The organism is Trichocoleus sp. DQ-A3, assembly GCF_039961975.1.
Taxonomy (GTDB): domain Bacteria; phylum Cyanobacteriota; class Cyanobacteriia; order Cyanobacteriales; family FACHB-T130; genus FACHB-T130.
On record NZ_JAMPKC010000006.1, the window covers coordinates 189,000 to 202,119 of the forward strand.

The 13,120-nt window shown below is 47.2% G+C and carries 8 protein-coding genes; 6 read left to right on the forward strand and 2 right to left on the reverse strand.

The genetic code is table 11. The features are described 5' to 3' along the window. Positions 1–71: 71 nt before the first annotated feature. The 5 genes from rppB (at position 72) to NDI44_RS12915 (ending at position 8,285) form a co-directional block, all read left to right on the forward strand. Entirely contained in the window at positions 72–1,427 is a 1,356-nt protein-coding gene (gene rppB, locus NDI44_RS12895; RefSeq protein WP_190411630.1) for a two-component system sensor histidine kinase RppB, read from the forward strand. A gap of 364 nt (positions 1,428–1,791) precedes the next feature. Further along, positions 1,792–2,496 carry a DUF305 domain-containing protein gene (locus NDI44_RS12900; protein ID WP_190411726.1) on the forward strand — a complete coding sequence of 235 codons (705 nt, stop codon included), beginning with the start codon at positions 1,792–1,794 and terminating at the stop codon, positions 2,494–2,496. Between the two features lie 442 nt (positions 2,497–2,938). Continuing rightward, the gene (locus tag NDI44_RS12905; protein ID WP_190411631.1) at positions 2,939–4,588 is read left to right on the forward strand and encodes an efflux RND transporter periplasmic adaptor subunit; all 1,650 of its coding nucleotides are present in this window, start codon (positions 2,939–2,941) and stop codon (positions 4,586–4,588) included. A gap of 30 nt (positions 4,589–4,618) precedes the next feature. Next, entirely contained in the window at positions 4,619–7,744 is a 3,126-nt protein-coding gene (locus tag NDI44_RS12910; protein WP_190411632.1) for an efflux RND transporter permease subunit, read from the forward strand. A 52-nt stretch (positions 7,745–7,796) separates the two neighbouring features. Then, on the forward strand, positions 7,797–8,285 hold the full coding sequence (locus NDI44_RS12915) for a hypothetical protein (protein ID WP_190411633.1): 489 nt from the start codon (positions 7,797–7,799) through the stop codon (positions 8,283–8,285). Between the two features lie 228 nt (positions 8,286–8,513). Here NDI44_RS12915 and NDI44_RS12920 read toward each other — a convergent pair whose 3' ends face one another. Further along, a complete protein-coding gene (locus tag NDI44_RS12920; RefSeq protein ID WP_190411634.1) occupies positions 8,514–8,873 on the reverse strand; it encodes a hypothetical protein in 360 nt (119 codons plus the stop codon). A gap of 137 nt (positions 8,874–9,010) precedes the next feature. Continuing rightward, positions 9,011–10,138: a saccharopine dehydrogenase NADP-binding domain-containing protein gene (locus NDI44_RS12925; protein WP_190411635.1), complete on the reverse strand. Its 1,128-nt coding sequence runs from the start codon at positions 10,136–10,138 to the stop codon at positions 9,011–9,013. A gap of 443 nt (positions 10,139–10,581) precedes the next feature. Here NDI44_RS12925 and NDI44_RS12930 point away from each other — a divergent pair, with 443 nt between their 5' ends. Continuing rightward, a complete protein-coding gene (locus NDI44_RS12930) occupies positions 10,582–13,101 on the forward strand; it encodes a GAF domain-containing protein (RefSeq protein WP_190411637.1) in 2,520 nt (839 codons plus the stop codon). The last annotated feature ends 19 nt before the right edge of the window (positions 13,102–13,120 follow it).

The following is a 13,120-nucleotide window of genomic DNA, read 5'->3' on the forward strand; positions in this document are numbered from 1 at the left end:
TCATTGGTCATTGGTTTTTGACAAATGACCAATGACTAATAAGATTCCCCAATTACCAATTACCAATTAACGTGAATGAAAACAAACTTTTTCAACTAACTCGTTGGCGACTGGCAGGTTGGTATGCAGGCGTCATGGGAGTGATTTTAAGCTTGTGTGGAGTTGCAGTTTATGAAGCGATCGCGCGTGCGAATTGGGTTGCCCTCGACCGAGAATTAGAATCTGTTGCCGGTACGCTTCACGACAGTATTGAGCCGATTTTGCAGCAACCGGGACGCCTGGAACCTGCTATCCAACAACTGTTGCCGGATATTTGTTTGCTTGGGGAAAAATGCGTTAGTCAGATAGAAAATCCGACTCGGCACACTTTGGGGGCAATTCACCAAGGCGACTACTACGTGCGGCTGCTAGAGAATTCGGGACGCCCAGTTGCCTTGGCAGGACTTCAGCCAGTGGGATTGCTAGCGGCAGATAAAGGCGATCGCGTTTCTACACCCCAATTGTGGCAAATCCTCCAGAATCGCCAGGGCACCCGTTTTCATCAAATTTCTCTATCGCTGCATACCAAAGACAATCGCCCTTGGGGATATCTTCAGGTGGGGCGAAGTCTCAAAGAATTGGACGATCATCTGACTGCCCTGAAATTTATTCTCTTACTGGGGTTGCCCGTGGCAATGATTGTCGTTGCCGGTTCCAGTTGGTGGTTGGCAGGGCTAGCAATGCAACCAATTTACCAATCCTATGGGCAAATCCAACAATTCACAGCCGATGCCGCCCATGAGTTGCGGACGCCCTTAGCGGCAATCCAAGCAACCGTTGAATCGACGTTGAGAATGAATCAACTCAGCGAACTAGAGGCGCGGGATACTCTAAAAACCATTGAACGGCAAAATTACCGCCTATCTGAATTGGTTCGGGATTTATTGCTACTCTCCCGTATGGATCGGCAGGCTTTGTCAATTAAATATCGTCCCGCCTGTCTCAACGATCTTGTCAGCGACGTTGCAGAAGAATTGTCAGCACTAGCGATCGCTGCCGATTTGACGCTTTCTATAGATATTCGCACGCCGGAACCTTTGCACGTCAACGGTGACGAAGAACAGCTGTATCGCCTGATTTTTAACTTAGTGGTGAATGCCATCCAATACACGCCCGCTGGGGGTCAGGTGGCGGTGATTTTAGATAGCAGCACCCAAGCACTAATTTATATCAAAGATACTGGCGTTGGGATTGCACTCCCAGAGCAGACACGGATTTTTGACCGCTTTTATCGGGTAAATAGCGATCGCTCTCGACACACGGGCGGTTCTGGATTGGGCTTGTCAATTGCCAAAGCGATCGCAATTGCCCACAACGGTAGCATCGAAGTTCAAAGCGAATTGAGCAAAGGCAGCACGTTTACGATTCGACTGCCTTTGCATAATTAAATGCACTGCTGCATTTCTTGGCTAATTTAATGCAGATGTGATGTTATTTTCACATCTTTTGGTTAGGTTGACGTTCTGTAGCAAGCCTAAATGAGTTGTAAAATCTCTCTTGCTCTCTTTTCTTCGCGCTCTATAGCGCTAACGCGCATGGCTCCGCTAGTGCGTCTTGGCGGTTCGTTTTTTCCCCAAGTCACATAGGGCTGCTATATCTAATTAAATACTTTAGATGTCTTCCTAATGACCTATCGGGATTTCATCCTAATTTCATTTTTTTGTAAAACACTGAGAAATACCTACTGCTTTCTTGAACTAACTTACAGAGCAGGAGCGAGGATAGCCAAATAAATTGATGCCCCTAAAGTCTATGCAAATTAATTCTTTTAAAAATAGTTTTTGGGCTGTCACCCTGGTAGCGATCGCCTCCATGACTGGCGGATTTCTGACAGCTTGTTCTAGTGGCTCCCAAAACCAAGACCCAGCCCCAAATGCTTCCCCATCAAATGCTGGCGGCATGGCACACATGGAACACACGGGACACGGAAGCGGCATGAATCATAGCATGGCAATGGATTTAGGGTCAGCCGATGCTAATTACGAGCTGCGGTTTATTGACGCGATGAGCGTGCATCATCAAGGTGCGGTGATGATGGCAAAAGAAGCCCAACAAAAATCTAAGCGCCCTGAAATCAAGCAGTTAGCTGACAATATTATCCAAGATCAAAACAAAGAAATTAATCAGATGACACAGTGGCGACAGGCATGGTATCCCCAAGCCAGCAATCAGCTGGTTGCTTACGGAGGTGCAGATAAATCCGTAGTCCCCATGTCAGAACAACAACGCCAAAACATGATGATGTCTGGAGATATGGGCGTTGCTGATGCTGAGTTCGATCTGCGCTTTCTTAATGGGATGATTGCTCACCATGAAGGTGCTTTAACAATGGCTGAAGATGCACTGAATAAGTCGAAGCGTCCCGAAATTAAACAATTGTCCCAACAAATTATCACTTCTCAAAAAGCAGAAATTGAGAAAATGCAGCAGTGGCGACAAGCTTGGTACAAAAAGTAATTGAGATTAATTGAAAGTAGGAACCGCCTACAAAATAGTACCGATAGACAGGACAGGGAAAACTAAAAACTCATATTGGGCAGGATTTTATTGGGCAGAATTTTACCCTTCCTGCGAACGGGGCTACCGCGATCGCGCAAGTCGGCAGATCTCCCCTCCCCAAACCCTTCTCCGATGCGGAGACGGGCTTTTTCCCTGACAGGGGAGGGGTTGGGGAGAAGTTAACAATCATAAGTATTGCGCGGTAAGTGAACGGGGAGGGTTGGGGAGAGGTTCCTGATTTCATCCTAATTTCATTCTTTTGTGCAAACTTAATATCTAGATGGTGGTTTAACGCTGTTGCGGTCAGCATCGCTGGCTATTTCGGCACTAGGTAAGTGCCCTTGCTAGAGGGCTGAATTAAACCTCGGTATCCCATCCAAATGCAAGGAACCCCTTAGTTATGCTTTTTTTTCCTAGCTCCAAGCCATCTAAGGCACGCGATCGCTTATTTGGGACACTCCTGAGCCTACTCCTACTGGCTGCACCAACCTCGGTTCTCGCCCATGCTGGACATGGGGATGAATTTCATGGAGAAACTGAAGCCAGCCAGGGAACTCCCCAAGGGATTCAAGTAGATGCCCAAACAGCAAAACGGATGGGAATTGAGGTCAAACCAGTCTCTCAACAACGGCTGGATTTTGGCATTAAAACCACGGGTCAAATTGAAACTTTGCCCAGCCAAAAAGCGGAAGTGACAGCACCCACTCCAGGGAAAATCGTTGAGCTTCTCGTGGAACCCGGCGCAGTGGTGCAAGCAGGCAAAGTCGTCGCTGTCATCGCCGCACCCGACTTAGTAGAACTGCGCGTAGGTTCCCAGGAAAAACGAGCTGAAGCCGAAGCGGATCTGCAACAGGCGCAAGCAGATTTAAAGCTAGCTCAAGAAAATTATCAGCAATACTCGCAGATAGCCGCCTCAGACATTCAGCAAGCTCGCACTGAACTAGCAGTCGCTCAAGAACAGTATGAACGCGATCGCGAGTTGGAGCGTGCAGGAGCGTTGCCACGTCGCCAAATGCTGGAGTCTCTTGCTCACCTGGCAGAAGCCAAAACGCAATTGACCAAAGCAACCAGCCGTCGGGAAGTGCTGGAAGCCGAAGCGCAACTCAAACGCGCCAAATCGGCTGTAAAAGTCGCAAATTCCCGGATTCGCCTGAGTAATACCGCTTATCAGACGCGGCTGCAACAACTGGGAACCCGCGCCAATGACAAAGGGTTGGTGACGGTAACAGCTCCCATTTCTGGCACCGTTGCCGACCGGGAAATTACCCTCGGTCAATCGGTGGAGGAGGCGGGGGCAAAGCTGATGACCATCCTGAATAATAATCGGGTGTGGGCTACGGCGAGTATCTACGAAAAAGATTTAAATAAGGTAAAAATTGGGCAACGAGTTAGGGTGAAGGTTGCCAGCTTGCCGAATCGCACCTTCACAGGCAAGATTGCGGTGATTGGCTCGGTTGTACAAGGGGAAACACGAGTCGTGCCAGTCAAAGCTGAACTGGATAACCCTGGCGGACAGTTGAAGCCGGGGATGTTTGCAGAATTGGAAGTGTTAACCAACCAAACTCCCGCGCCTATCTTAGTCATTCCGACTTCAGCCGTGGTGGAAACCAATGGCAGGCAGCGAGTTTACGTGCAAAATGGTACCGCCTTTGAGCCAGTTGAAGTCACCTTGGGACGAACTGTGGGGGATGTAGTTGAAGTCAAGGGAAGTTTGTTTGAGGGCGATCGCATTGTCACCCAAGGCGCAATTCAACTGTATGCCCAATCCTTACGCGGCGGCAGCTCAGAAGGCAAAAGCGAAGAGAAACAGCCTTTAATTCCAAACTCAGACGCGATTAATCGGGTTTCTGCCATTCAAAACTCACTTCCTTGGTTGTGGGTTTTGCCAGCCGGGGGAGCGATCGCATTCGTTGCCTTTTGGTTAGGACGCCGCACTCAGTCGCGCCGGGTGCCTAAAACCTTAGAGGCGTTGCCTTCAATACCTTTACCCCACGAATTAGAAATTGTTAATGACTCGGCAAGCAAACAGGAAAAAGTAAAAAGTCAATAATTCTCTTTCTTTTGTCTTTTGCCTTTAACTATGCTTAGTGCGCTTATCAAGTGGTCTATTAAACAACGCTGGCTAGTTGTCCTTGCCGCCATGCTGGTGACAGTTTGGATATTTCGCGTGGCGTCACAAATGCCAGTGGATGTATTTCCCAGCTTTGCTCCACCCCAAGTCGAAATTCAAACTGAAGCCCCTGGATTAGCACCAGAAGAAGTAGAATCTTTAGTTACTTTACCGATTGAAAGTGCTATTAATGGGACTCCCGGCGTCACAACAGTACGGTCTGCTTCAGCGGTGGGGCTTTCAGTTGTGAAAGTTATCTTCAATTGGGAAACTGATATTTATCAAGCCCGACAGTTAGTGACAGAGCGATTGCAGCAAGCGCAAGAAAAGCTGCCAGAAAGTGTTGATTCGCCACAAATTTCTCCGATTAGTTCTCCAATCGGCACTGTATTGCAATATGCTTTCACTGTTGAAGAAGGTAACAGGCAACAAGCATCTTCACCTAGCACTGACTTGATGGAGGTCAGGCGTATCGTAGATTGGCAGGTGACAAACCGCCTTTTAGCGGTTCCTGGCGTCTCGCAGGTAATCGCTTATGGGGGTGATATTCGCCAGTATCAAATATTAGTCGATCCAGCGAAACTAAAAGCGTTTGATGTGTCTTTACAGGACGTGACTGAAGCCGCAGAAAAAGCCAATGTTAACGCTCCGGGTGGATTTCTCATTAACCCTGACCAAGAGCTATTAATTCGGGGTGTTGGGCGGATTGAGTCCATTGAAGACTTGCGACAATCAGCGATTACCGCTCGAAATGGAACACCGATTCGATTAGGCGAGGTCGCTGATGTCAAAATTGGTGCCGCACTCAAGCGGGGCGATGGCAGTTTGAATGGCAAAAAGGCAATTGTGGTCATGATTAACAAACAGCCACAAGCCGATACTCCCACGGTCACTCGTGCCATTGAGGCGGCAATGAAAGAGGTGAAATCGAGTTTGCCTCCGGATGTAAAAATGACGGTTACTTTCCGTCAAGAAGACTTTATCGACGCCTCGATTGAAAATGTTCGGGAAGCACTCGTTGAAGGCAGTATTATTGTTGCTTTTATTCTTGTCCCGTTTTTGATGAATTGGCGCACGCTTGTCGTGAGTCTCACTGCACTTCCCTTGTCTTTGTTGTTAGGATTGCTAGCGTTAAATTGGCTGGGATATGGTCTGAATACGATGACTCTGGGAGGCTTGGCAGTTGCGATTGGTTCAGCCGTTGATGATGCCATTGTGGACGCTGAAAATGTCTACCGTAGCTTACGAGAAAATAAGCTGGCAGGGAAACCAAAGTCACCATTAGAAGTTGTCTTTGAAGGTTGTCAGGAAGTACGCGATTCTCTATTTGGTGCAACTTTAATTACTGTGGTGGTTTTCTCGCCAATTTTTGCCCTTGCTGGTGTGGAAGGTCGCATTTTTACACCGATGGGAGTGGCTTATTTAGTGGCAGTTCTGGCTTCTAGCGTGACCGCACTTACCATCACTCCAGCTTTGTGTGCCATCTTACTCCCTCACAGTCGTTTGCCAGAAAAAGAACCGTGGGTGGCGAGATTTTTTAAAGGACTTTATCGTCCGTTTTTAATGTTTTCTTTGCGGAATTCTCAGCTGATTTTGGGAGTTGCGACTGCTAGTTTGGTGGCTGCAATTTTAATTGTCCCTTCCTTGGGACGGGTGTTTTTGCCGGAGTTCCAAGAGCGATCGCTCGTCAACACCCTGACTCTCTATCCCGGTGTCTCCCTAGAATCGACTAATCGCGCCGGTTTTGCCCTTCAGGATGCGCTTAAGGATGACCCGCGCTTTGATTTTATCCAGTTGCGATCGGGGCGTGCGCCGGGAGATGCGGATGCGGCGGGTGTCAACTTGGCGCACTTAGATGTAGAACTGAGTGAAAAGGGGATAAAAGACCGGAAAGGAAGTATTGAAAAGTTGCGAGCGGAATTTGCCAGATTACCAGGAGTTGCGCCGAATATTGGCGGATTTATCTCTCACCGGATGGATGAAGTGCTGTCTGGGGTGAGGAGTGCGATCGCTGTCAAAATTTTTGGCCCGGATTTAGAACAACTCCGCACGCTTGGTAAACAAGTCGAAGAGATTATGAAAACTGTTGAGGGTGTCGTAGACTTGCAACTCGAACCCCAACTGCCAATTAGACAGGTACAAATCCAGTTTGATCGCCAACAAGCGGCTCGTTATGGATTAACGGTCGGAGAACTTTCCGAAACGATTGAAACTGCGCTCAATGGACGTGTCGTTTCTCAAGTTTTGGAGGAACAACAAACTTTTGACCTGGTTGTATGGTTAAAAGAAGATGCTCGGAGAAATCTAGAAACTATCCGCAATTTATTAGTGAGTACACCAACGAACCAAAAGATTCCCTTAGCTCAGTTAGCACAAATCGGTTACGGCACTGGCCCGAATACCATCAACCGTGAGAATGTTTCCCGCTTAATTGTCGTCTCGTCTAATGCTAGCGGTCGAGATTTGCGCTCTGTCGTTGATGAAATTAGAGCCAAAGTCAAGCAACAAGTGCAATTACCGGCTGGTTACTTTATCGAATACGGCGGTCAATTTGAGTCGGAACAACGCGCTACTCAAAACATCTTGATATTCAGCGCGATCGCATTTGTGGTGATTACGGTTTTAATCTACTTGTCTGTTAAGTCCATCCCCTCAACTGCGATGATTATGATTAATTTACCCTTGGCATTGGTGGGAGGTGTCATTTCAGTGGCATTAACGGGTGGGATTATTTCCGTCGCCTCTCTGGTTGGCTTTATTACTCTATTTGGAGTTGCCACTCGCAACGGATTGTTATTAGTTGATAATTACAACGCTAAATTTGCCACGGGAATGCCTTTTTGGGAAGTAATCATTCAAGGTTCGATGGAAAGGCTCAATGCCATTTTAATGACGGCTTTTACCTCCGCTTTGGGGTTAGCACCTCTGGTCGTGGGAGGAGGTGCAGGAAAGGAAATCCTACAACCGTTGGCGGTGGTTGTATTAGGAGGGTTGTTTACTTCTACAGCTTTAACGCTGTTAGTTCTACCCGCTTTGTACGCCAAGTTTGGCAAAGTTTTGGTGCCGAAACAGGAAAAACCTGTGCCTGAGTTATAAGTTGCAAAAAGAAAAATTTAAACCACAAAGACGCAGAGGACGCGAAGAAAAAATGAAATTATTGAAAGTAAGTTTAATTATTTTGGGAAGTGTCGGAGTGCTTTTTTTAGGAGCTTGCACTGGGGAACAGCAGACAGCACAACCTGATAATACTCCCACAGAAGCGAAAACTAATCTTCCTGCTGTTTCTCCTTCAAAAACAGCAGCCAAACCCGATCACTCACAACCCTCCAAAGGCGGTAAAGTCGTCGAGACAGGAAAATATCATTTAGAGTTTGTGCCTGAAAAAGAAGCGAACGGCACTCACTTAGATTTATATCTACAGAAAGGGGACACCCACGAAGCAGTTTCTAATGCCAACGTGACGGCTCAAGTTCAGTTACCCAATGGGAGTCAAAAAACCTTAGACATGAAATACGATGTTCAGGGTAAGCACTACGCTGTTTTGCTACCCGAACAAGCATCAGGCGAGTATAAGGTGGTCATCCTCTCGGAAATCAATGGCGAAAAGGCGAACGGTCGTTTTACTTTTAATCGCTAGCAATGCTAGGGGTACGAAGCTATAGCAATCCTATTTGAGTTGTGAGATCCAGTGGTTTAGATACCCGACTTCTTAGAGAAGTCGGGTATCTCGCTTTAACGAATCATTTGGGACTGCTGTTGTAGGTTGGGTTAAGGAATTAAACCCAACCTAATACTAAAAAATGACATCGTTTCATTCAGCTCTTTTACTGAAAATCCCGTACTCTTAGAATGCTAAAGATTGGATTTAGTCGTTGCCTGTGACCTTTTGAATCAAGTCTTGTGCTTTTTCTATTAAATTAGAGTCGTTATTGTTTTCTGTGGAATTGAGTACAGTCTTTTCGTTTGCCTTTTCCCTATAGTCAAAGGGTTCATTGGGGTTTGCTGATTTTTGCTGCTTATCCTCTTCAAGAAAACCTGTTGCTTCGCTATATTGATAGGCGCGGTCAACTCGGTCGTCTGATGTCAGCTTATCTCTTGAATGTAATACTGCATAACTAGGCTGTGCGGCGATGAATAAACTTGCCACACTGATTAAAGTCATTAAACTTAAAACAAAAATATTTTTATGGAGTTTTTGTTTTATAGTTACTAAAATTCGTTGCATGGAAATTCCCTCCCAATTGCTTTTTGTGAGAATTGATGATGCGCGAGTAGATAGGACTACTAACACCATTTATTAAGTACGAAATGAATCGTACTTATCTAGTTACATCTATGCCGTCTGCCGCAGGATACATTCGTTTATTTTTTTAACCATTCATGATGAATTTTTATTCCTCGGCTCTGCATAGTTTGTTCAAATAAATCGGTGGAAAGTGCCTGTTCTACAGGCCAGACGCCTGGTTTTTTGAGTTTGCCTGCTAGCAATAATTCGGCAAGGGTGCCGGTGCCATAACCGGCTGCCACGGCTGTATTTTCATGCACTAAAGTTGAGCAATAACTTGCTGGCCGATCATCTTTATAACCGTTGACTTCAGAGCGAATTGCTACACCGATGCCAGTGAAGCGATCGCTAATATCTGTCATACGGTGGCTGACGCGAGCTAAAAATTCGATGACTTTTGGATTGTTGAGCCAGCTAGAGGGCCACCAGTGGGCAACGCTCCAAGTTAGATAATTGTAAAAATCGGGAACTGTACCAAATTTGGTAATGACGGTTTTAACAGGAAAAGTGTCGGGTAGCGTGAAGGCTTCTGGCATATCAAACCAGTAAACGCCGATGCGACCATAGGGAGCAGGAAATTCAATGGTTTCGCGATCGCTATAGGGCTTGATTATCTGCCACTGACCATTTATCAAAGCTTTAAAAGGGCTTTGTAGCCCTAAAAATGTTGTTCGCATCACCGTAATACCAGCGCCCCCCGACCCCGATACTAGATAGCTCAGATGAATGCGTTCTGTCTCATCTAGTTGCTCGACGCCCTGGCGTACCATGCTATTAGAAATACCGGGGAAAATACCCGTATTAATAATTGCTGTAACTCCAGCAGCAGCAGCTTCGTCTCGGAAATCCAATGCTTTGCGAGTAAAAGATGGGTGATCGCTGACATCCAGATAGTTGACACCCACTTCTATACAAGTTTTTAGGACTTGGGCATCTCGGTAGTGAAATGGTCCCGCACAGTGGATTACAAGATCGCAAGCAGCGATCGCATCCCTCAACACTTCTCGATCCGCTAAATCTAAAACCTGGAATTGCACTTGCGATCCCAGCTTTTCGCTGACCAACGTTGGCAAGCTTGCAACACCGTGCGCCCCGATTGGGTTTCTGCCAGTAACGGTAATTTGCGCCTGTGTGTGAGCGACGATATCCGCCGCCACATTGCTACCAATCCGTCCGCTTCCTCCCAGAATTAAAACCCGTGTCATTAATCAAGTTGTTAACGCTATCTTCAGTTCATCAGGTTTGCCTGCTTCTCTCCATCGGTACCAAGGCAGACTTTTTCGCAGTAGAACAGACAAATTTTATCGAAATCCGCGAAGATCAATTTGTCCATCGGCTGACCTACATGAGATATTAGATGACTTTCACACCCAGCTTTGGGAAGTAGTATCTACCCGAAAACTTCACTTTGTTACACTATACTTAAGAAAGATGTATAAAAAAATCTTCTATGATAAACAAACAAATACCCATGAAGTACCCATAAAGCGGGCATCAATCGTTCGTGAATCAAGGAAAATAAAATCTTTTTTTTAATTGCTAAGAACTCCTAAATTCTAAAGATAACTTTAGGTTGGCATCATTGAGTTGCGAATGAAGGGAGTAATTAGCTGGATTTGGTATAACTTCTCAATGGAAGTGTCCAGCGGTGAAAAAGGAAATTTTCGAGCAGCAGATTGAGGCGACCTCACAACGCCGGAAAGAGCTTTGGCAACGAACTGAGGAATTTCCCACCCAGGACAAGCAACTACTGGTGGAAAGTTTGCAAGAACACGACCAAACTCTAGAAGAATTGCAAGTAACTTTAGAGGAACTGCGATCGCAGAATGAAGAGCTAATCGCCAGCCGTCAGACTGTGGAAATCCAGCGACAGCGCTACCAAGATTTATTCGAGCTGGCTCCAGACGCTTACTTGGCGACGAATCTTGATGCCGTGATTCTAGAAGCCAACCAAGCGGTAGCGCACTTGCTGAATATTTCTCAGGAACACTTGCTCGGCAAACCGTTAGTTATTTTTGTAACGGGTAAGGCTTTGCAAAACTTTTATACAAACTTAAGCCAATTCCTCGCAACTGACCAAGTAAGCAAATGGGAGGTTGAGATTCAAACCCGGCAGGGTACGCGCTTTCCCTCCACCTTCAAAGTTAAGGCAGTGCGCGACTCAAGCGGGCGGGTGGTAGAACTGCTCTGGCTGTTACAAGACATTACCGAGCGCAAGCAGCACGAAGCGGCTTTTCAGAGCGATCGCCATCTTCTTGAAACCCAAGTCGAACAACGAACCGCTGAGCTTCTGGAAACCAACGAGCGGCTCAAACAGGAGATCGCTAAACGTCAGCGGGCTGAAAAAGCGCTGTGGCAGCGGGCGGAAGGGGAATGGGCGATCCGGGTGATTACCGAACGCATCCGCCAGTCGCTCAACCTAGAGGAAATTCTCAACACGACGGTAGCAGAAATTCGACAAGTTCTAGGGAGCGATCGCGTACTGATTTTCCGCACAGAGCCGAATGGGGATGGCGTCGTGGTGGCTGAATCAGTAGATGCAGATTGGCTCTCATTCTTAGGCAATACCGCACCCGCAGCCATGTTTAGAGAATGTATGCCCCTCTATCGGCAGGGGAACGCTAGAGTAATTGATGACATTCAACAAGTAGGGTTTCCAGCAGATATCACTGAGTTTTTCCACTCGTCGCAAGTCAACGCCGCCTTAGGCGTTCCCATCATGCATGGCGGTCGGTTTTGGGGGTTACTTGCAGCTCATCAATGTTCGGCACCGCGTCACTGGGAACCGCTAGAGATCGATCTGCTCAAGCAATTGGCAATCCAAGTATCTATTGGCATTCAGCAATCAGAACTGTATCGGCAAGTCCAGCAACTGAATACGAACCTGGAACGCCAGGTACGCGATCGCACTGCCCAATTGCAACAAGCGCTCGACTTTGAAGCACTGCTCAAACGCATCACCGACGATGTCCGCGATCGCCTTGATGAAAACCAAATTTTACAAGTTGTCGTCTGGGAATTAGGCGTCGGGCTGAATATTGATGGCTGCGATACAGGTTTATACGATGCCGACCAGACCACGTCTACCATCAGCTACGAATACACCCTGGGAATCCCTTCTGCTCAGGGACAGGTAGTGCAGATGGCAGACTTCTGGGAGGGTTATTCTCAGCTGCTGCAAGGCAAATATTTCCAATTTTGTCAGATGGTGCCCGATAGTCGAGGTGCGCTGACCAGACTCGCTTGCCCCATTGTTGATGACCAAGGGGTATTGGGGGATTTATGGTTATTTAAGCCCCAGCAAGACGTCTTCAGCGAGCTAGAAATTCGACTGGTGCAACAGGTCGCGAATCAGTGCGCGATCGCCCTTCGGCAAGCCCGGCTGCATCAAGCAGCGCGATCGCAAGTCGAGGAACTGGAAAAACTCAATCGCCTCAAAGATGACTTTCTCAATACCGTTCCCCACGAGTTACGCACACCAGTCTCTAACATGAAAATGGCGATTCAGATGTTGTCCATTGCTTTGAATCGTGACTATGCCTTATTTGCCGAAATGGGCAAGCCGAGGGAACAACAAAGCAAAGTCGCTCGCTACTTTCAGATTTTACAGAACGAGTGCGAACGAGAAATTCGCCTGATTGATGACCTGCTGGATTTACAAAAACTCTATGCAGGCGCTCACCCTTTATTACTGAGTGCGATTCAGCTCCAGGAATGGCTGCCGCCCATTGTAGAACCTTTTCAAGAGCGAGCCAGAAACCACCAGCAAACCTTGCTCCTTGACCTCCCTGCCGACCTCCCTCGCTTCATCTGCGACCCCACGACGCTAGGCAGGATTTTGAGCGAGTTACTAGAAAACGCCTGCAAGTACACCCCCGCATCAGAAACGATCGCATTCAAAGTCCAGAGTCAGCCAGGGAGCGTTCAGTTTAGCGTCAGCAATTCCGGCGTGGAGATTCCGGAACGCGAACTTCCGCATATCTTTGACAAGTTTTACCGCATTCCCAGTAATGACCCGTGGAAGCAAGGGGGAACGGGATTAGGGTTGACGATCGTGAAAAGATTAATCGCCCATTTGAAAGGGACTCTGCGAGTGGAAAGTAAGGATCGTCAGACCTGCTTTATCCTCGATTTACCGAGCGATCGCTCAGCTCAAATTATCTCCTAATCCTTCCATTGGTAGGGGC